Raw genomic sequence first — 18847 nt, 5'->3', positions numbered from 1 at the left:
CGGACGGGGAGAAGGGAATGCGGGGGGTGCAGTGGTGAAAGCGTTGAATTCCGACTCCCGCCGCGGGTGGTCCTCGTGAGCGGGCGGCGGGTGGCCAATGCCTGGCTGGGGGACCTGCTGGCCGAGGCCGGGTGGAGCGGGGCGGAGCTGGCGCGGGCCGTCAACGGGCTCGGGACCCTGCACGGACTGGCCCTGCGCTACGACCGGACCGCCGTCGCCCACTGGCTGTCGGGCACCCGGCCGCGCCGGCCCGTGCCCGAGCTGATCGCGGCGGCGCTGACGGAACGGTGCGGGCGGCTGGTCACCGTGGCGGAGGCGGGCCTCGGCGCGGGCTCGGCGGGGCCCGGCGGACGGCCCGGGGCGGCCGCCGGAGGCGGGGGTGAGGGGCTGCTCCGACTCGCGCTCCAGGCCAGGGCGGACGCGGACCCGCACGGCAGGCCGCCGCTGCTGCGCAGCCCGTACCAGCCGGTCCCGGTGCCGGCCCCGGTATGGGACCCGGATCCGGCGGAGGGCGGCGCGGACGGCGCGGGCGCCGTCACCGGTCCGCGTACGGGCACGGGAACGGGCAGAGGCACGGGCACGGGCACAGGTACCGCCACCAGCATCGCGGAGCTCGCCGCCCGACGGCATCTCGCGGCGCACGCAGAGCAGTTGAAGGCCCTCGCGGTGAGCTTCTCGGGGCTCTACCTCACCCACGGCGGCGTCCACACCCGCGCGGCCCTGGCCGCCTGGCTGGCCCAGGACGCCGGCGCCTTCGCGGCCCGCCACACGGACGGCCCGGGGCCCGCCGGCCTACGCGGCCGGGGGGTGTCGGGGCGCGGCCGCGGGGAGGCGGAGGTGTGGCGCGGGTACGCCCAACTCGCGCATCTGCTCGCGGAGATGACGGCCGACTCCGGCTACCACGGGCTCGCGCAGGAGTACCACGGCATCGCCCTCGGACTGGCCCGGCAGGCCGACGACCGGCGGATGTACGCCATCACCCTGCGCGCGATGAGCGCGCACGCCGGCCGGCTCGGGCAGCCCGCGCACGCGGTACGGCTCGCCCGGACGGCGGTGGAGACCGCGCCCGCCGACGGAGAACCCGGCACGCTGGCGTTCCTCCTGGTCCAGCGCGCGGCCGCGCACGCCCACGCCGGTCAACGGGCCGCCGCCGCAGCGGATCTGGCCGCCGCCGACCGCTTGCACGGGTGGCACGCGGTGAAGCCGCCCGACGGGCCCTTCGATTCGTACGCCCGGGCCGATCTCGACTTCGCGCGGGCCCGGGCCCACCTCGCCCTCGGGGAGTTCCCGGCAGCGGTCGAGGCCCTGGAGCGGTCCCTGCGCGGCCGCACGGCCGGCCAGCACCGGGCCACCGCGCTCACGCACGCCGCGCTCGCCGAAACCCTGCTGCGCCTCGGACACCTCACCCGGGCCTGCGAGCACTGGCGGGCGTTCCTCACGGCCGCCCCGGCGGTGCAGTCGCGTGCGGTACGCGAGGCACTCGGCCGGCTGCTGCGCGACCTGACCCCGTACCGGCGGACGCGGGAGGCGGTCCCGACCGTGGCGATGGCCCGGGCGCTGGCGGAGAGGCTGCCGTGAACGCGACGGGGCGGGCCGGTACGGGACGGGGCGGGCCGGTACGGGACGGGGCGGGCCGGTACGGGACGGGCAGGGCCGGGACGGGGCAGGGCCGGGACGGGACGAGGCAGGCCGGGACGTGGAGGGCCGCTCAGCCCGCAGCGGTCCGGCGGTAGCCGACCTCGTGCACCGGGAAGCCGTCCGTCTCGTCGACGAGGACTCCGCCGTCGGGACGGAACCCGGCACGCTCGTAGAACCGGCGTGCCCGATCGTTGCCCTCGACCACCCAGAGCCGTACCGCGGGGTAGGCCGCCCGGCGCAGCACCTCGGTCAGCAGGGCCCGCCCGACGCCGGTGCCGATGACGTCGGGCCGCGCGTACAGGGCGTACAGCTCGCCTTCGTCGGGCGCCGCGCCCTCGGGATCCGTGCCCTGGGCGGGGCCGAAGGCGGCCCACCCCAGGACCGCGCCGTCCGGTCCCTCGGCCACGAGGTTGGTCACGGCATTGGCGGGATCGGCGAAGGCGGCACGCCGTTGCCCGGCGTACTCGGCGGCGCTGAGCCCGTCCAGATAGGACTGCGGCATCAGCCCGGCGTAGGCGTAGCGCCAGCCGCTCACCCGCACGGCGGCCACGGCGTCGATGTCGGGCTCGGTCATCTCGCGTACGCGGTGGCGGGGCTCATCCCTGCCGCTGGTGTCGTCCATGCGCGGAGTCTGCCAGGGCGGTCCGGCCCCCGGCACCGGGATTTCAGGGGCGGCCGGAGCCGTCGAGCCAGGGCCTGCGACCCGGTCCGGTGGGGTGGGTGCCGGTGACGCCCATGACCGCCGAGTAGAGGCTGGTCTCGGCCGTGATGAAGAGGCGGTTGCGCTTGGCCCCGCCCCAGGCGATGTTGGACACCGTCTCGGGGACGCGGAGCCGCCCGATCAGGGTGCCGTCGGGGTCGTAGCAGTGCACCCCGTCGCTCATGGCGGCCGCCCAGAGCCGGCCGGCGTCGTCGAAGCGGAGGTTGTCGAAGCGGGCCCCTGGACGGGCCGCCGCGTCCGCGAACACCTTGCCGTCGCAGAGGGTGCCGTCTTCGCGCACGTCGAAGACCCGGATGGCGCCGCCGCGGGTGTCGGAGACGAAGAGCCGCTGCTCGTCGGGGGAGAAGACGAGACCGTTCGGGGCCTCGAAACAGTCGGCGACCAGGCGGACTTCACCGGTGCCGGGGTCGATGCGGTAGACGTTGTTGGAGCCGATCTCGCTCTCGGCCACGTACCCCTCGTAGTCGCTGGTGATGCCGAAGTCCGGGTCGGAGAACCAGATCGAGCCGTCCGACCTGACCGCGGCGTCGTTCGGGCTGTTGAGGCGCTTGCCCTGCCAGCGGTCGGCCAGCACCGTGATCGTGCCGTCGTGCTCGGTCCGCGTCACCCGGCGATTGCCCTGCTCGCAGGTGACCAGCCGGCCCTGCCGGTCGAGGGTGTTGCCGTTGGTGTGCCCGGCGTTCCGCCGGAAGACGGAGACGGCCCCGGTCTCCTCGTCCCACCGCAGCATCCGGTCGTTGGGGATGTCGCTCCAGACCACTTGCCGCCACGCGGGTACGTAGACGGGGCCCTCGGCCCAGCGGCAGCCGGTGTGGAGGACCTCCAGCGCGTCGTCCCCGTTCATGCACCGGCCGGTCCTGAACCGTTCGTCGAACTTCTCGTACATGAGATCCCCCTCATCTCGCAGAGAAGCCGAATGTCCTTCGGCTCAAGAGAGACATTGCAGGATCACGTATGGCCCACGCAAGATCCTCCCGAAGGGAGAGGTGTGGATCACAGCGGTTGCCTCGGTGCCGCCCCGCGGCCGCCTCCCCGCAGGGACGAGGCGGGACCGGCCAAAAGGACGAGGCGGCCGAGGGGTCCGGCGGCGACTCTTGAATGGGGGATTGGACCCCCTGACCGGACTCACCACGGACACCACCCGCAGCCGGCCGCGCACCCAGTGAAGGAGCCCCCCCCATGGCGATCACCGCCCCCTCTTTGAAGTCCCTCGCCAGGTACGTCTGGAAGGGCCTGAACCGCCCCGAAGTCGCGGTCCTCCTGGAGTCGGAGAACCTCCTGGTGCACACCCCCGGGGCGGGCGCGGTCTGGCCCCGCGGCACCCGGCAGGCCGTCGCCTGGTACGTGGTGGGCCCGGCCGGGGACGTGGTGGACGTCGAGCTCGTCACGATGGACGGCAGCCGGTCCCGGACGAGGGCCGTCCTCGTGACCGGCGTCGCCACCCACCGCACCGGCGTCACGGTGACGGTCCCCGCCCTCCCCCCGGGCCGCTACCTCGTCCTCGTCACCTCTGCGACGGGCGCGCTCGACTCCTACAGCCAGCCGGTCACCATCACGGCTTGAGGTCCCGAAGGGCCGTGTTCAGTTCCAGGACGTTGACGCGCGGTTCGCCCATGAAGCCGAGGGTGCGGCCCTCGGTGTGGGCCTTCACCAGCTTCGCGACCTCCATCACGGGGAGGCCGTTGCGCTGGGCGACGCGGGCCGTCTGGAGCTCCGCGTAGGCCGGGGAGATGTCCGGGTCCAGGCCGGAGCCGGAGGAGGTCACCGCGTCCGCCGGGATGTCGGAGAGCCGCGGGGCGTAGCCCGGCACGGTGTTGTCGAGCAGGACCCTGGACCTGGCCTCCTGCACCGCCCTCAGCAGCTCCGGGCTGTCCGCCGCCTTGTTGGTGGCGCCGGAGACCAGCAGCTCGTACTGCTGGTTGACGGTGTTCTTGGCGAGTCCCGCCGCCGGGCGCCCCTGGAACCAGCGCGGGTCGTCCCCGTACGACTGGCCGATCAGGGAGGAGCCGACGACCTTGCCGCTCGCGTCCTCGACCTCGGAGCCGTTGGCCTTGTGGCCGAAGGCGGCCTGGGCGATGCCGGTGACGGCGAGCGGGTAGAGGACCCCGCACAGCACGGTGAGGACGAGGAGGGCGCGCAGCCCGGCGCCGAGGAGGCGGGCGGTGTTGCCTACGGAGTTGTTCATGGGGTCAGCACTTCCTGATTTTCAGCGCAGGCCGGGGATGAGGGAGACGACCATGTCGATGAGCTTGATGCCGATGAACGGGGCGACCAGGCCGCCGAGTCCGTAGAGCGTGAGGTTGCGGCGGAGCATCTTGTCGGCGCTGGTGGGCCGGTACCGGACGCCCTTGAGGGCGAGCGGGACCAGGGCGATGATCACCAGCGCGTTGAAGATGACGGCGGAGAGGATCGCGGAGTCGGGGGAGTGCAGGCCCATGATGTTGAGCTTGTCCAGGCCCGGGTAGACCGCCGCGAACATCGCCGGGATGATCGCGAAGTACTTGGCGACGTCGTTGGCGATGGAGAAGGTGGTCAGCGCGCCCCGGGTGATCAGCAACTGCTTGCCGATCTCCACGATTTCGATGAGCTTGGTGGGGTTGGAGTCCAGGTCCACCATGTTCCCGGCCTCCTTGGCGGCCGAGGTGCCGGTGTTCATCGCGACGCCGACGTCCGCCTGAGCCAGAGCCGGGGCGTCGTTCGTACCGTCACCCGTCATGGCGACGAGCTTGCCGCCCGCCTGCTCCCGCTTGATGAGGGCCATCTTGTCCTCGGGGGTGGCCTCGGCGAGGAAGTCGTCTACGCCCGCCTCCTCGGCGATGGCCTTGGCGGTCAGCGGGTTGTCACCGGTGATCATGATGGTCTTGATGCCCATGCGCCGCAGCTCGTCGAAGCGTTCGCGCATGCCCTCCTTGACCACGTCCTTGAGGTGGATGACGCCGAGGATCCGGGCGCCCTTCTCGTCCTCCAGCGCGACGAGCAGCGGGGTGCCGCCGGCGCCGGAGATCTCGTCCACCTTGGCCCGCGCGTCCGGGGCGACCGTACCGCCCTGTTCGCCGACCCAGGCGATGATCGAACCGGCCGCGCCCTTGCGGACCTTGCGGCCGTCGACGTCCACGCCCGACATGCGGGTCTGCGCGGTGAAGGGGATCCATTCGGCGCCGGCCAACTCGCCCTGGTGGCGTTCGCGCAGGCCGTACTTCTCCTTCGCGAGGACCACGATGGAGCGGCCCTCGGGGGTCTCGTCGGCCAGCGAGGAGAGCTGGGCGGCATCGGCCAGCTCGGCGGCGATCGCGCCGGTGACGGGGACGAACTCGGAGGCCTGGCGATTGCCGAGGGTGATGGTGCCGGTCTTGTCGAGGAGCAGGGTCGAGACGTCGCCGGCGGCTTCCACCGCGCGCCCCGACATGGCCAGGACGTTGCGCTGGACCAGGCGGTCCATGCCCGCGATGCCGATGGCGGAGAGCAGGGCGCCGATGGTGGTCGGGATGAGGCAGACCAGCAGCGCGGTCAGCACGATCATCGACTGCTTGGCGTGCGCGTACATCGCGAACGGCTGGAGGGTGACGACGGCGAGCAGGAAGACGATCGTCAGCGAGGCGAGCAGGATGTTGAGCGCGATCTCGTTCGGAGTCTTCTGCCGGGAGGCGCCCTCGACCAGGTTGATCATGCGGTCGATGAAGGTCTCGCCGGGCTTCGTCGTGATCTTGATGACGATCCGGTCGGAGAGCACCTTGGTGCCGCCGGTGACGGCGGAGCGGTCGCCGCCCGACTCGCGGATGACCGGGGCCGATTCGCCGGTGATGGCGGACTCGTCGACCGAGGCGACGCCTTCGACGACATCACCGTCGCCGGGGATGATGTCGCCGGCCTCGCAGACCACCAGGTCGCCGATACGGAGATCCGTGCCCGGGACCTGTTCCTCGACGGCGCCGTTCAGGCGGCGGGCGACGGTGTCGGTCTTGGCCTTGCGCAGGGTGTCGGCCTGGGCCTTGCCGCGGCCTTCGGCCACCGCTTCGGCGAGGTTGGCGAAGAGGGTGGTCAGCCACAGCCAGACGGTGATCGCCCAGCCGAAGAGGTTGCCCGGGTCGGAGATCGCCAGCGCCGTGGTCAGTACGGAACCGATCAGGACCACGAACATGACCGGGGACTTGACCATGACCCGGGGGTCGAGCTTGCGGACCGCGTCCGGGAAGGACTTCAGCAGCTGCTTCGGGTCGAAGATGCCGCCGCCGATCTTGGCCTTCTCGGGCTTGTGACCGCTGGGCAGGTCCCCGTGCGGGGCTCGGGTGGAGGTGACGGTGCTCATGAGGCGAGCCCTTCGGCGAGCGGGCCCAGCGCCAGGGCCGGGAAGTAGGTGAGGCCCGTGACGATGATGATCGTGCCGACGAGCAGGAAGGTGAACAGCGGCTTCTCGGTGCGCAGGGTGCCCGCGGTGGCCGGGACCGGCTGCTGCTCGGCGAGCGAGCCGGCCAGGGCCAGGACGAAGACCATCGGCAGGAAGCGGCCGAGCAGCATGGCCAGACCGGTGGTGGTGTTGAACCACTGGGTGTTGGCGTTCAGGCCCGCGAAGGCCGAGCCGTTGTTGTTGCCGGCCGAGGTGTAGGCGTAGAGGACCTCGGAGAAGCCGTGCGCGCCGCCGTTGGACATGGAGTGCCCGGGGGTGGGCAGGGCCATCGCCAGGGCCGTGAACCCGAGCACCACGGCGGGGGTGATGAGGATGTAGCAGGCCGCGAACTTGATCTGGCGGGTGCCGATCTTCTTGCCCAGGTACTCGGGGGTGCGGCCGACCATCAGGCCGGCGATGAACACCGCGATGATCGCCATGATCAGCATGCCGTAGAGGCCGGAGCCGACGCCGCCGGGTGCGATCTCGCCGAGCTGCATGCCCAGCAGCTGGATCCCGCCGCCGAGGCCGGTGTAGGAGGAGTGGAAGGAGTTGACGGCGCCGGTCGAGGTCAGCGTCGTGGCGACCGAGAAGATCGCGGACGCGCCGATCCCGAAGCGGGCCTCCTTGCCCTCCATCGCACCGCCGGCGGCCTGGAGCGCCGGGCCGTGGTGGCCGAATTCCGTCCACATCATCAGGGCGGTGAAGCCGAGCCAGATGGTGACCATCGTGGCGAGGATCGCGTAGCCCTGGCGGACCGAGCCGATCATCCGGCCGAAGGTGCGGGTCAGCGCGAAGGGGATGAGCAGGATCAGGAAGATCTCGAAGAGGTTCGAGAAGGGGGTCGGGTTCTCGAAGGGGTGGGCGGAGTTGGCGTTGAAGTAGCCGCCGCCGTTGGTGCCCAGCTCCTTGATGGCCTCCTGCGAGGCGACCGCCCCGCCGTTCCACTGCTGCTTGGCTCCGAGGAACTGCCCGACCTCGTGGATGCCGGAGAAGTTCTGGATGACCCCGCAGGCCACCAGCACGACTGCGGCGATCGCCGCCAGCGGGAGCAGGATGCGCACGGTGCCGCGGACCAGGTCGGACCAGAAGTTGCCGAGCTCGCCGGTGCGGGAGCGCGCGAAGCCCCGTACGAGGGCCACCGCGACGGCCATGCCCACGGCGGCCGAGAGGAAGTTCTGCACGGCCAGGCCGCCGGTCTGCACGAGCGGGCCCATGGCCTGCTCACCGGCGTACGACTGCCAGTTCGTGTTCGACACGAAGGAGGCGGCCGTGTTGAAGGCCTGGTCCGGCTTGATGGAGACGAAGCCGAGGGAGCCGGGCAGGTGGCCCTGCAGGCGCTGGAGCAGGTAGAGGAAGAGGACGCTCACCGCGGAGAAGGCGAGGACCGAGCGCAGGTACGCCGGCCAGCGCATCTCGGCGTTCGGATTGGCGCCGACCGCCTTGTAGATCCACTTCTCGGGGGCGTAGTGCTTCTTCGAGGAGTAGACGCGGGCCATGTGATCGCCCAGGGGGCGATAGGCGAGGGCCAGGGCCGCGACGAGCGCGAGCAGCTGGAGCACCCCGGCGAGGACGGGACTCATCGGCGCTAGAACCTCTCCGGGAAGACGAGGGCGACGACGAGGTAACCCAGCAGCGCGACGGCGACCAGCAGGCCGATGACGTTTTCGGCGTTCACAGCTTGGCCACCCCCTTGGCGACGAGGACCACCAGCGCGAAGACCGCGATCGTGGTGACGACGAAGGCCAGATCGGCCATCGTGAGCTCCCGGAGGGTTCGAGGGCGGGCGTTTTTCGGACACCTCTGAGTGGAACGCCTTTTCGGCTGCTCACAGGCTTCCTTGACGGGGCCCATACGCCCGTTGGCGCGGCCTTGACGGGTCCCTAACGCGGGTGGACGTGTCGTTGGCTCAGGCTAAGTGGATGTGGGGTGATATGCCCGGTATGTGGCGATCCCCGCCTAAGGGGTGGAAGATCGAATTCCATATAACGGAAATTCTTTTCCAGGATGTGGTATTCGCGTTATGCTCCGGTCGTCCGCACGCGGAGCGCGAACCCCTGCCAGGAGGAATCCCATGTCCGAGACCCGAGTCGAGAACCGAGTCGAGAACCGTGTCGCCCTGATCACCGGTTCCTCCTCCGGCATCGGCGCGGGCATCGCCCGCAGACTGGCGGCGGCCGGAATCCGCGTGGTCCTGAACTCGGCGCGCAGCGAGGACGCGGGCAAGGCGCTCGCCGCCGAACTGCCCGACGCGGTCTACGTACGGGGCGACGTCGCGGACGCCGCCGACGCGCGGCGGATCGTCCGGACGGCGATCGACACGTACGGACGGCTCGACATCCTGGTCAACAACGCGGGCGTCACCCGGTTCATCCCCCTGGGCGACCTGGACGCGGCCGACGCCGACGCCTGGCGCGAGATATTCGAGGTCAACGTCGTCGGCACCTGGCAGATGATCACCGCCGCCACCCCCCACCTGCGGGAATCCGGCGCGAGCGGCTCCCCGGCCTCGATCGTCAACATCTCCTCGGTCTCCGCGACCCGCGCGCTGGGCAGCTCCGTCCCCTACGCCGTCAGCAAGGCCGCGGTCAACCACATGACCCGGCTGTTGGCCTCCCAGCTCGGACCCGCCGTCCGGGTGAACGCGATCGCGCCCGGCCTGATCGACACCCCCTGGTACGAGGGCGAGGACCAGGTCTGGGAGAGCTCGCGGGAGTGGATCACCGAGAACACCCCGCTGCGCCGCGTGGGCACCCCCGAGGACGTGGCCGAGGCCGCGCTCTACCTGGTCGACGCCGCCTACACGACCGGCGACGTGCTCACCGTCGACGGCGGCCGGCACGTCGTCTGACGCCCCCGGCGCGCTGCCGACCCGCCCCAAGCCCGTCCCCGGCCCCCTGCCGGCCGTCCCCACCGGATTCCACATCGTGGACAACTACCCTCGGAATATGAACGCAGAAGCCGACGCACGCGACGCCGCCACACAGGCCTCCTCCGCAAAGGCCACCGTGAAGGCCGACGACCGCAGTCACGTCTTCCACTCCTGGTCGGCGCAAGAGCTCATCGACCCGCTCGCCGTGGCCGGTGCCGAGGGTTCCTACTTCTGGGACTACGACGGCAACCGCTTCCTCGACTTCTCCAGTGCCCTCGTCTACACGAACATCGGCTACCAGCACCCGAAGGTGGCCGCGGCCATCGCCGAGCAGGCCGGCAAGCTCTGCACCGTCGCGCCCGGCTTCGCCGTCGACGTGCGCTCCGAGGCCGCCCGGCTGATCGCCGAGCGCACCCCGGGCGACCTCGACAAGATCTTCTTCACCAACGCGGGCGCCGAGGCCGTGGAGAACGCCGTCCGCATGGCCCGGGTGCACACCGGCCGCGCCAAGGTGCTCTCCGCGTACCGCTCGTACCACGGGGCCACCTCCACCGCGATCAACCTCACCGGGGACGCGCGCCGCTTCGGCAACGACAGCGCCACCGCCGGCGTCGTGCACTTCTGGGGCCCCTTCGCCTACCGCTCGCCCTTCTACGCGGCCACCCCCGCCGAGGAGTGCGAGCGCGCACTGCGCCACCTGGAAGACACCATCGTCTTCGAGGGCCCGCAGTCCATCGCCGCGATCATCCTGGAGACCGTCGGCGGAGCCCCCGGCGTGCTCGTGCACCCCGACGGCTACCTGGCCGGCGTGCGCGAGCTCTGCGACCGCTTCGGCATCGTCTTCATCCTCGACGAGATCATGGTCGGCTTCGGCCGCACCGGTAAGTGGTTCGCCTCCGAGCACTGGGACGTCACCCCCGACCTGATCTGCTTCGCCAAGGGCGTGACCAGCGGATACGTCCCCCTCGGCGGGGTCGCCATCTCGGCCGCCATCGCGGAGACCTTCGCCCGCCGGCCCTACCCGGGCGGGCTGACGTACTCCGGGCACGTGCTGGCCTGCGCCGCCGCCGTCGCGACGATCAATGTCATGGAGGAGGAGGGCACCGTGGAGCAGTCCGCCCGCACCGGCGCGGAGCTGCTCGGGCCGGGCCTCGCCGCCCTCGCGGAGCGCCACCCGTCCGTCGGGGAGGTCCGGGGGCTCGGCACGTTCTGGGCCCTGGAGCTCGTACGGAACAAGGAGACGCGCGAGCCCTTGGTCCCGTACAACGCCGCCGGCGCGGACAACGCGCCGATGGCCGAGTTCGGGGCGGCCCTGAAGAAGGCCGGGCTGTGGCCGCTGCTCGCCGGGAACCGCATCCACGTCGCACCGCCCTGCAACGTGTCCGCCGAGGATGTGGACAAGGGGCTGCGGATCATCGACGAGGCCCTGTCGGTGGCCGACGCGCACACGGTCTGACCTGCGCAGATCGTACGGTTGCCCAAGCCGTGGGTGCTTGTTATCGGAGGATCCGCTCCCTTACGAACAGCAGGGGGACGTGCTGGAATCAACAGGCACCTACGGACCGGGATGCACGTCAGTCCCGGGGCGGTCCACGCGGGGAATCGGCGTGACCGAACGGCGGGGGGCGGGCTGCGCGTCCGCCGGACGCCGGGCGTACGGGATCCAGACGACCGGACTCCGTGTTCCCGAGTACCCGAAGGAAGACAGCGCATGAGCAAGCACATCCTCGCCCAGAACCAGTACGGCAAGGCCGAGAACCGCATCGTCAAGGTCACCCGCAAGGGCAGCGACGGTTCCTGGCACGAGATCCGCGACCTCAACGTCTCCGTCGCGCTGCGCGGCGAGTTCCGCGACGTCCACCTCACCGGTGACAACGCCAACTGCCTGCCCACGGACACCACCAAGAACACGGTGTACGCCTTCTCCAAGGAGCACGGCGTCGCCTCCCCCGAGGCCTTCGGCATCCTGCTCGCCAAGCACTTCGTCTCCTCCCAGGCCCCGATCCGCGAGGCGCAGATCCGCGTCGAGGAGTACGCCTGGGAGCGGATCCCGGTCCCGACGCGCAAGGAGCAGCACTCCTTCGCCCTCAAGGGCACCGAGGTGCGCACCGCGCAGATCACGTACAGCGAGACCACCGGTCTCCAGGTGATCTCGGGTCTGAAGGACCTGACCGTGATGAACTCGACCAACTCCGAGTTCCACGGCTTCATCAAGGACAAGTACACGACGCTGCAGGAGGCGTACGACCGCATCCTGGCGACCAAGGTCACCGCGCGCTGGGCGCACTCGGCGCTCGCCGCCGACGACGCCGAGTACGACTGGGACCAGTCGTACAAGAAGGTCCGCAAGAACATGCTGGAAGCCTTCGCGGAGACCTACTCGTACTCCCTGCAGCAGACCCTGAACCAGATGGCCGAGCGCGTGCTCGACAACTGCCCCAAGGTCAACGAGGTGCGCCTCAACCTCCCCAACAAGCACCACTTCCTCGTCGACCTGGAGCCCTTCGGCCTCAAGAACGACAACGAGGTCTACTTCGCGGCCGACCGCATGTACGGCCTCATCGAGGGCACCGTGCACCGCGACGGCGTGCAGCCGGTGATCGCGACGAGCGACTGGATCGTGGCCTGACGCCCGCTCCCCACCCACGGTAGTTCGGCCCGGACCGCGTCGCGGGGTCCGGGCCGCTGCGCGTTCGCGGCCCGACTCAGCCCGGCCCGCCCCGATCCGACGCCGCGCCGTGAAGCTCAAGTCTTGCTCTGAGACGGCAGGACGGGGGTTGGGCGCCGCACCGTCAGGTGACACTGCTGACAGACGAGGCGGGCCGAAACGGGGGGTGGACCCGGTATGCGGTGGGTGTTCCGGCAGTTCGCAAGGGGTTCGCACGAGATGCGGGACCTGGACGTGTACGACATCGCGTTCCTGGCGGGTGGGGCGCGGCGGGTGGCGGACAGCGCGATGGTCGCGCTGAACAGGCGCGGCCTGCTCGTGGTGCACAAGGCGCAGGTGCGTACGGTGGGCGGGGAGTTGCCCGGGCACGCGGTCGAGCGTCGTGTGCTCGCGTTCTGCGGGCGCACCAGGAGCGTCGACTCGGTCCGCGCCGACCTGCACCGCTCCCTGGAGGGCTACGAGATCGGCCGTCGGCTGGCCGCATGGGGCCTGGTGAAGGGCGCGGACCGCCGCGTGACCCGTAGCGGGAGACGACACCTGGAGGCGGCCGGGCGCGACGCGAGCATCCCGGAGTACGTCCTGCGCGGGGCCGCCGGCGTCCTGGACGCCACGGCCCGACGCCCGGTCGGCCGCCCGGTCGGCCGCGCGCAGGCGGTTCCACGCCGTCGTGGCCCGACGTCGGGGCGCAGGCTGCCGCGCATGGACGGCGACTCCGATCCCGGCTCGCACTCGGGCTCGTACTCCGACGGCGGCGGAGGCGGCGGAGGCGGCGACGGCGGAGGCGGCGGTGAGTGAGGCGGGGAGTCAGGGACTGCCCGGCGGATCCTCCGGCCCGCCCACGAGCAGGTTCCAGCGCCCGGAGCGCCCCGTCAGCGTCGTCACCGACCCCGGGCGTGCGTCGAGCCGCCAGAAGGCCGCCGCCGGCAGCTCCAGGGCCCACACCACGGCCGCCCGTACGACGCCCTGCCCGGCCACCGCCCGGTGCGTCCCCGGCGCCAGCGCGCCCAGGTGTGCGCCGACCCGCGCGATCAGCGTCTCGACCGACTCGCCGCCGCCCGGGGGCGCGTACGCGGTGTCGGTCATCCACCTCCGCAGCCCCTCGGGGTCCTCCCCGGCCACGTCGTCCATGGCCCGCCCGGCCCAGGCGCCGTGGTCCTGCCCGCGCAGCCCTTCGTGCCCGGGGCACGGATCTGCGGACGGGAAGCGGTGGAGGCGCCCCGCTTCGTCCAGAGGCGGAATCACGAGACGGACTCGTACGGTGGTGGGGTGCACCGTCCGATTCTTCCGGGGTTTCGCACCGCGTTCAACCATCGGCCATCTGTTGGGTGCGGACATGACAATCAACCCCGCGAGCGTCTTCCTCTCAGGGCAAAACCCTCATAAAGGAAGAACATTGACCACACGTCTCGCCGCCCGCGCCTCCGCACTCGTGCTCTGCACGGCACTCGCCGGGTCCGTGGCGCTCCCCGCACAGGCCTCCTCGATCGGCACCGTCCGGCCCAGGGCCGAGACCGCGCCGCTGTACGACGACGAGGCCGGCGGCGACGCCAACGCGGACGACCCGGCGATCTGGCGCAACGCCGCCGACCCGGGCCGCAGCCTGGTGATCGCGACCGCCAAGCAGGGCGGCCTGCGGGTCTACGACCTGGAGGCCCGGCAGGTGCAGTCGCTGCCCGCCCCGGCCGGACCGGGCGCCGACGACGCACCCGGCCGCTTCAACAACGTCGACCTGGTCAGCGGCCTGCGCCTGGGCGGCGGGCGCGCCGATGTCGCGGTGGTCAGCGACCGGGGCAACGACCGGCTGCGGATCTACCGGATCGACCGGAACCGGCCCGGCGGCCCGCTCACCGACGTCACCGACCCGGGAGCGCGCCCGGTCTTCTCCGCCGACCAGGCCGAGATCAACGAGCAGAAGACCGCGTACGGCCTGGCCACCTGGACGGACCGCAAGAGCGGCCGGTCCTACGCGGCGGTCAGTCAGCGCAACCGCACCCGGATCGCCCTGCTGGAGCTGGTCGCCACCCCCGCAGGCACGGTCGACTACCGCCAGGTGCGCACGCTGGACCTGCCGTCCTCCTTCCGCCTGCCGAACGGCGCTTCCTGGACGCCCTGTGCCGAGCCGGGCGAACTGCCGCAGATCGAGGGCATGGTCGTCGACCCCGCGGACGGCACCCTGTACGCGGGGCAGGAGGACGTCGGGATCTGGCGCATCGACGCGGGCCTCGGCGGCACGCCGAAGCTGATCGACAAGGTGCGCGAGTACGGCGTGCCCGGCACCTACGACGAGGAGACCGAGGAGTGCGCGCCCGGCGCCGATCCCGGCTACGGGGGCAAGCGCCTGAAGGCCGACGTCGAGGGCCTGACCCTGGTCACCGAGGCCGACGGCGACGGCTACCTGCTCGCCTCCAGCCAGGGTGACGACACCTTCGTCGCCTACGACCGCGAGCGCGAGGACCACAACGAGTTCGAGGGCGCCTTCCGCATCACCGCGGCCTCCGCCACCCTTGACGGCTCCGAGGTCTGCGACGGCGCCGCCGCCCTCAACGCCCCCCTCGGTACGCGCTATCCCCGCGGCCTGCTCGTCGTCCAGGACGGCCGGGAAACCCCGGGCGACGGCGACCGCGAGGCGACCGGCTTCAAGTTCGTCGGCCTGGGCGAGGTGGTCGACGCCATCGGCTGACGCCGTCGGCCGGTGAGACGCGCCGGTGAGACGAGCCGGTGCGACGAGCCGGTGAGACGGAACCCTCCTGCAAGGACGCTGTAAGGCCGCCATAAAGAGCGGTACGGTGGCGGACGACAAGACGACGGTATGACGGAAGTCCGGTTGAGAATCCGGCACGGTCGCGCCACTGTGAATCCTCCCGGAGGGGGAGGAAAGTCAGACCCGCCACCGTCGTCGCAAGCACCACTGACCGGGACGCGTGTTCCCTCTGGAGGTTCCTGCCATGGCCGACTCCGCCGTGCCCACGACTGCCGCCCCGCTGGCCGTCGCACCCATCTCCCTCTCCACCCTGGCCCCTTGGGCGCTGTTCGTGGGCGTTCTGATGCTGGTCCTGCTCTACCTCGTCGGCGCCGAGCAGGGCGCCACCGCGATCTTCGAAGGCGACACCGTGCACGAGTGGATGCACGACGGCCGCCACCTCCTCGGCTTCCCCTGCCACTGATCCACCGATCCGCAAGGGACCGAAAACTTCATGAACCCCATTTCCCCCCGCGTGCTCCTCATCAGGGGCATGCTCGCCGGCCTGCTCGCCGGAGTTGCCGCGTTCCTCGTCGCGTACTTCCTGGGCGAGTCCCAGGTCGACGCGGCGATCGCCCTGGAGGAAGCCGGATCCCACGATCACGGTGACGCCGAGGCGGCTCCGGTCAGCCGGGCCCTCCAGGCCACGGCCGGGCTGGGCACCGGAACCCTGCTCTACGGGATCGCGCTCGGCGGCATCGCCGCGCTCGTCTACTGCTACGCCCTGGGCCGGATCGGCCGCTTCGGCCCCCGGGCCACGGCGCTGCTGGTCTCCGGCGGTCTGTTCGTCACCGTCACCCTGGTGCCGTTCTTCAAGTACCCCGCCAACCCGCCGGCCGTCGGAGACCCCGAGACCACGGTCCAGCGGACCACCCTCTACGTCCTGATGCTCGCGCTCGGCCTGCTGCTCGCGGCCGCCGCGCTGATCCTGGGCCGGCGCCTCGCGCCGCGCCTGGGCAACTGGAACGCCTCGATCGCAGCCTCGCTCGCCTTCGTGGTGGCCGTCGCCGTCGCCTACGCGTTCCTGCCCGGCATCAACGAGGTGCCGACGGGCTTCCCGGCGGCGCTCGTCTGGCAGTTCCGGCTCGCCTCGCTCGCCATTCAGGCCGCGATGTGGGGAACTTTCGGCCTGGCTTTCGGATTTCTTGCCGAACGGGCTCTTGTCCCCGCCGCAACACCCAAGGAGGCTGTACAGCCTGCGAGTTGACGTCTTGCGTGCAAGTGAATGAGAGGCTGGTGACGGCGCGGTGGCGACGGCGACCCGAGAGCTCGGGGACCATCGAAGACCCAAAGGCCGCCGGGAGGCGCCGCACTGGCTTCACTTGCCGCACTGGCTTCGCCTGCCGCACCTGCCCAACCGGCAGCAGTGGCGAGACGTGCGGGAGTGGCGGGGCTGGACGGGCGCGGCCCCGTTCTGGCTGAACGCGGTGCTCCTGCTGCTGACCCCCTTCTCCACCGTCACCCTGCTCGCGCAGATCGGCATCATCGCGGGCCTGACCGCCGTCGCCGGTCTGGCCCGCCACCTCTGGTCGGGTGACTACGGCCATGCGGCCATCCACTCCGCCGCCGCGCTCATGGGTGCGGCGGCAGTGGCGGTGGTCGTGGTCTGACGGGGGGCTCGCCGGGGGGCTAGCCCCCCGAACGACCTTCCCGGCTCCCGGATGTGATGGCCGGGGATGCCCAACCATCCTCGTTTCATGACCACTTACCGCAGCAAGACCGCACTCGTCGCCCTGGCCGCCACGGCCGTGGCGGCCACGCTGACCGGTACCGCCGGCGCCGCGGCCGCCACCGCCGCCGGCCGCGCCGCCGCGCCCACCCTGGCCTGGACGGCGTGCACCCACACGGGCCACCTCGACGGCCAGCAGTGCGCGAAGCTGTCCGTCCCCCTCGACTACGCCGACCCGGCCGGCCCGCACGTCGACCTCGCCGTGTCCCGGCTGCCCAGCACCCGTCCCGCCGCCCGGCGCGGGACGCTGGCCGTGGTCCCCGGCGGGCCGGGCGGCTCGGGCGTGCAGCGGCTCTCGCAGAAGGGGGCCGCGCTGGCGGGGCAACTGGACGGCGCGTACGACCTCGTCGCGCTCGACCCGCGCGGAGTCGGCGGCAGCGTCACCGCCGAATGCGGCCTGGACGCGGCCGACCGGCGCCTGACGACCCTGCGCTCCTGGCCCGGCGCCGACGGGGGGATCGCGGAGAACGTCGACCGCTCCCGCCGGGTGGCCGAGGCCTGTGCCGCGAACGGCGGCGCGGAGCTGCGCAGTTTCACCACCGCCAACCAGGCGCGCGACATGGACCGCTTCCGGGAGGCCCTCGGCGAGCGCAAGCTCTCGGTGTGGGCCGTCTCCTACGGGACCTACGTGACGGCGGTGTACGCGCAGAAGTTCCCGCACCGCACCGACCGCCTGGTGCTGGACAGCAGCGGGGACCCCGACCCGACGCGGGTCGCGCGCGGCTGGCTCGCGAACATGGCGCAGGGCGCCGACGACCGCTTCCCCGACTTCGCGGCCTGGGCGGCGGACCCGGCGCGGGCGGGGGAGGGGCTGCGGCTCGCCGACCACCCGGACGACGTACGCCCGTTGTTCCTGGCCCTCGCTGCGGAGCTGGACCGCTCCCCGAAGCCCTCGAACGTACCCGGCCTGCCGCTGACGGGCACGATGCTGCGCCAGGCCCTGCAGACCGCCCTCTACGGCGACGCCCAGTTCCCCGCCTTCGCCCGCCTCGTCCGCGAGGCCCGGGACCCCGGGGCGGTCCCCGAGCTGCCCAAGGAGCTCGCCGCGGTGCTCCCCGACTCGGACGCGTCGCTGATGGTGGGGGTCATCTGCAACGTCGTGGCCTGGCCCAAGAACGTCTCCGGGTACGAGCGGGCAGTGGCCGCGGACCGCGCCGCGCACCCCCTGACGGCCGGGATGCCGGCGAACGTCACCCGACGCCCCCGCCGAACGCCCCACCCGCATCACCGACCGGGGCCCCTCGAACATCCTGATGGTGCAGAACCTCCGCGACCCGTCGACCCCGTACACCGCCTCCCTGAAGATGCGCGAAGCCCTCGGCTCGCGCGCCCGGCTGCTCACCGTCGACCACGGCGGCCACGGGGTCTACCTGGGCAACGGCAACGCCTGCTCCGACCGCACGGTCACCGCGTACCTCACGACGGGGGAGCGTCCCCTGCGGGACTCCGTGTGCCCGTCCTGAAGATCCGGTCCAGGTGGTGGCGCAGCACCGCGACGGCCGACTCGGGGCCCCGCTGGCCGACCAGGATGCTGGTGCCCATGGTCGCCGCCATGGCGAGCAGGCTGATCGCCTCCGTGCGCGCGTCGACGTCCGGGTCGGCCAGGCCGGTTTCCTGGGCCTGGGCGATCAGCCCGGCCACCGCGTTCTCGGCGGCGTCGGGGTTGTCGATGAAGGGCTGGGCGGCGAGGGCCTCGTCGGTCACGGACAGGATCGAGTAGGAGCTGTAGAGGAGGTGGAAGGTGCGGCTCTCCTCGTCGGTCGGCAGGGAGGCCAGCAGCAGGGCCTCGATCGTCGCGCGCGGGCCGGGGTCGGGGCCGGCGGCGGCCAGGCGGGCGCCGACCCGTGTGGTGAAGCGGTCGGTCAGGTGCTGGAGCCCGTAGAAGAGCAGCTTCTCCTTGGTCTGGAAGTAGTACTGGACCAGGCGCAGGGAGACTCCGGCCTCGGCCGCCACGTCGCGCATGCCGACGGCGTGCAGCCCGCGCCGTCCGGCGACGCGGATGAGTGCCTCGGCGATCTGGGTGCGCCGTTCCTCGTGGTCCACGCGTTTCGGCATGTTCTGGTGTCTCCGCCCGTCGGTGCCCGTGGGTGATGAG

18 protein-coding genes, 1 pseudogene and 1 riboswitch are annotated in these 18847 nt (G+C 71.8%); of the genes and pseudogenes, 11 read left to right on the top strand and 8 right to left on the bottom strand.

What is annotated here, in order from left to right; all coding sequences use genetic code 11:
* The first annotated feature begins 75 nt into the window (after positions 1-75).
* On the top strand, positions 76-1578 hold the full coding sequence (locus tag OG276_RS17540; protein WP_266906550.1) for a hypothetical protein: 1503 nt from the start codon (positions 76-78) through the stop codon (positions 1576-1578).
* Positions 1579-1708: 130 nt separating this feature from the next.
* Here the strand turns inward: OG276_RS17540 and OG276_RS17535 are convergent, their stop codons facing one another.
* Together OG276_RS17535 and OG276_RS17530 are read right to left on the bottom strand one after the other, a co-directional pair.
* A complete protein-coding gene (locus OG276_RS17535; RefSeq protein ID WP_266906548.1) occupies positions 1709-2260 on the bottom strand; it encodes a GNAT family N-acetyltransferase in 552 nt (183 codons plus the stop codon).
* Positions 2261-2303: 43 nt separating this feature from the next.
* Positions 2304-3245 carry an SMP-30/gluconolactonase/LRE family protein gene (locus OG276_RS17530; protein ID WP_266906546.1) on the bottom strand — a complete coding sequence of 314 codons (942 nt, stop codon included), beginning with the start codon at positions 3243-3245 and terminating at the stop codon, positions 2304-2306.
* Between the two features lie 293 nt (positions 3246-3538).
* On the opposite strand from OG276_RS17530, the gene OG276_RS17525 reads away from it, so the two are divergent.
* Positions 3539-3922, top strand: coding sequence for a Ser-Thr-rich GPI-anchored membrane family protein (locus OG276_RS17525; RefSeq protein ID WP_266906544.1), 384 nt, complete (start codon positions 3539-3541; stop codon positions 3920-3922).
* On the opposite strand, the gene kdpC is transcribed toward OG276_RS17525, so the two are convergent.
* The 4 genes from kdpC to kdpF are packed head-to-tail and all read right to left on the bottom strand — an operon-like array spanning position 3912 to position 8421.
* Positions 3912-4544 carry a potassium-transporting ATPase subunit KdpC gene (gene kdpC / locus OG276_RS17520; protein ID WP_266906542.1) on the bottom strand — a complete coding sequence of 211 codons (633 nt, stop codon included), beginning with the start codon at positions 4542-4544 and terminating at the stop codon, positions 3912-3914. The two genes, OG276_RS17525 and kdpC, sit on opposite strands and share 11 nt — an antisense overlap.
* A gap of 21 nt (positions 4545-4565) precedes the next feature.
* Entirely contained in the window at positions 4566-6665 is a 2100-nt protein-coding gene (kdpB, locus tag OG276_RS17515) for a potassium-transporting ATPase subunit KdpB (RefSeq protein WP_266906540.1), read from the bottom strand.
* On the bottom strand, positions 6662-8326 hold the full coding sequence (gene kdpA, locus OG276_RS17510) for a potassium-transporting ATPase subunit KdpA (RefSeq protein WP_266906538.1): 1665 nt from the start codon (positions 8324-8326) through the stop codon (positions 6662-6664). The genes kdpB and kdpA overlap by 4 nt, the downstream gene beginning before the upstream one ends.
* A gap of 5 nt (positions 8327-8331) precedes the next feature.
* Entirely contained in the window at positions 8332-8421 is a 90-nt protein-coding gene (gene kdpF / locus OG276_RS17505; protein ID WP_243330869.1) for a K(+)-transporting ATPase subunit F, read from the bottom strand.
* 396 nt (positions 8422-8817) lie between these two features.
* Between kdpF and OG276_RS17500 the strand changes: the two genes are divergently transcribed.
* The 4 genes from OG276_RS17500 to OG276_RS17485 all read left to right on the top strand — a co-directional run bounded on the left by OG276_RS17500 (position 8818) and on the right by OG276_RS17485 (position 13078).
* Positions 8818-9594, top strand: a complete 777-nt coding sequence (locus OG276_RS17500) for an SDR family NAD(P)-dependent oxidoreductase (RefSeq protein ID WP_266906535.1) — start codon at positions 8818-8820, stop codon at positions 9592-9594.
* 97 nt (positions 9595-9691) lie between these two features.
* On the top strand, positions 9692-11071 hold the full coding sequence (locus OG276_RS17495; RefSeq protein WP_266906533.1) for an aspartate aminotransferase family protein: 1380 nt from the start codon (positions 9692-9694) through the stop codon (positions 11069-11071).
* Between the two features lie 255 nt (positions 11072-11326).
* Positions 11327-12244 carry a factor-independent urate hydroxylase gene (gene pucL, locus OG276_RS17490; protein ID WP_243330865.1) on the top strand — a complete coding sequence of 306 codons (918 nt, stop codon included), beginning with the start codon at positions 11327-11329 and terminating at the stop codon, positions 12242-12244.
* A gap of 216 nt (positions 12245-12460) precedes the next feature.
* Positions 12461-13078: a TIGR04222 domain-containing membrane protein gene (locus OG276_RS17485; RefSeq protein ID WP_266906531.1), complete on the top strand. Its 618-nt coding sequence runs from the start codon at positions 12461-12463 to the stop codon at positions 13076-13078.
* Between the two features lie 9 nt (positions 13079-13087).
* Here the strand turns inward: OG276_RS17485 and OG276_RS17480 are convergent, their stop codons facing one another.
* A complete protein-coding gene (locus tag OG276_RS17480; protein ID WP_266906529.1) occupies positions 13088-13555 on the bottom strand; it encodes a histidine phosphatase family protein in 468 nt (155 codons plus the stop codon).
* A gap of 121 nt (positions 13556-13676) precedes the next feature.
* Between OG276_RS17480 and OG276_RS17475 the strand changes: the two genes are divergently transcribed.
* From OG276_RS17475 to OG276_RS17455, 5 genes and pseudogenes are all read left to right on the top strand, one after another.
* Positions 13677-14963 (top strand): phytase, encoded by a 1287-nt coding sequence (locus tag OG276_RS17475; protein ID WP_266906527.1) that lies wholly within the window; start codon positions 13677-13679, stop codon positions 14961-14963.
* A gap of 90 nt (positions 14964-15053) precedes the next feature.
* Positions 15054-15190, top strand: a riboswitch (cobalamin riboswitch).
* Positions 15191-15228: 38 nt separating this feature from the next.
* On the top strand, positions 15229-15447 hold the full coding sequence (locus OG276_RS17470) for a CbtB-domain containing protein (RefSeq protein ID WP_266906525.1): 219 nt from the start codon (positions 15229-15231) through the stop codon (positions 15445-15447).
* 30 nt (positions 15448-15477) lie between these two features.
* Positions 15478-16230 carry a CbtA family protein gene (locus tag OG276_RS17465; RefSeq protein WP_266906523.1) on the top strand — a complete coding sequence of 251 codons (753 nt, stop codon included), beginning with the start codon at positions 15478-15480 and terminating at the stop codon, positions 16228-16230.
* Positions 16231-16345: 115 nt separating this feature from the next.
* Positions 16346-16633 carry a hypothetical protein gene (locus tag OG276_RS17460; RefSeq protein ID WP_266906521.1) on the top strand — a complete coding sequence of 96 codons (288 nt, stop codon included), beginning with the start codon at positions 16346-16348 and terminating at the stop codon, positions 16631-16633.
* An 87-nt stretch (positions 16634-16720) separates the two neighbouring features.
* Positions 16721-18215, top strand: a pseudogene (locus OG276_RS17455) (alpha/beta hydrolase).
* Here OG276_RS17455 and OG276_RS17450 read toward each other — a convergent pair.
* Positions 18169-18807: a TetR/AcrR family transcriptional regulator gene (locus tag OG276_RS17450; protein ID WP_266906519.1), complete on the bottom strand. Its 639-nt coding sequence runs from the start codon at positions 18805-18807 to the stop codon at positions 18169-18171. The pseudogene OG276_RS17455 and the gene OG276_RS17450 sit on opposite strands and share 47 nt — an antisense overlap.
* Positions 18808-18847: the final 40 nt, after the last annotated feature.

Origin of the sequence: Streptomyces sp. NBC_00086, from assembly GCF_026343255.1 — a bacterium.
Lineage (GTDB): Bacteria > Actinomycetota > Actinomycetes > Streptomycetales > Streptomycetaceae > Streptomyces.
This window is presented reverse-complemented; position numbering and strand designations above follow the sequence as displayed.

What these genes read in the sequence shown, in the direction of transcription:
- OG276_RS17500 (WP_266906535.1), top strand. Translation starts at nt 8,818, where the DNA reads ATGTCCGAGACCCGAGTCGAGAACCGAGTCGAGAACCGTGTCGCCCTG.
- kdpC (WP_266906542.1), bottom strand. Translation starts at nt 4,544, where the DNA reads ATGAACAACTCCGTAGGCAACACCGCCCGCCTCCTCGGCGCCGGGCTG.
- OG276_RS17470 (WP_266906525.1), top strand. Translation starts at nt 15,229, where the DNA reads ATGGCCGACTCCGCCGTGCCCACGACTGCCGCCCCGCTGGCCGTCGCA.
- OG276_RS17530 (WP_266906546.1), bottom strand. Translation starts at nt 3,245, where the DNA reads ATGTACGAGAAGTTCGACGAACGGTTCAGGACCGGCCGGTGCATGAAC.
- pucL (WP_243330865.1), top strand. Translation starts at nt 11,327, where the DNA reads ATGAGCAAGCACATCCTCGCCCAGAACCAGTACGGCAAGGCCGAGAAC.
- OG276_RS17485 (WP_266906531.1), top strand. Translation starts at nt 12,461, where the DNA reads ATGCGGTGGGTGTTCCGGCAGTTCGCAAGGGGTTCGCACGAGATGCGG.
- OG276_RS17465 (WP_266906523.1), top strand. Translation starts at nt 15,478, where the DNA reads ATGAACCCCATTTCCCCCCGCGTGCTCCTCATCAGGGGCATGCTCGCC.
- kdpB (WP_266906540.1), bottom strand. Translation starts at nt 6,665, where the DNA reads ATGAGCACCGTCACCTCCACCCGAGCCCCGCACGGGGACCTGCCCAGC.
- OG276_RS17495 (WP_266906533.1), top strand. Translation starts at nt 9,692, where the DNA reads ATGAACGCAGAAGCCGACGCACGCGACGCCGCCACACAGGCCTCCTCC.
- kdpA (WP_266906538.1), bottom strand. Translation starts at nt 8,326, where the DNA reads ATGAGTCCCGTCCTCGCCGGGGTGCTCCAGCTGCTCGCGCTCGTCGCG.
- OG276_RS17450 (WP_266906519.1), bottom strand. Translation starts at nt 18,807, where the DNA reads ATGCCGAAACGCGTGGACCACGAGGAACGGCGCACCCAGATCGCCGAG.
- OG276_RS17535 (WP_266906548.1), bottom strand. Translation starts at nt 2,260, where the DNA reads ATGGACGACACCAGCGGCAGGGATGAGCCCCGCCACCGCGTACGCGAG.
- OG276_RS17525 (WP_266906544.1), top strand. Translation starts at nt 3,539, where the DNA reads ATGGCGATCACCGCCCCCTCTTTGAAGTCCCTCGCCAGGTACGTCTGG.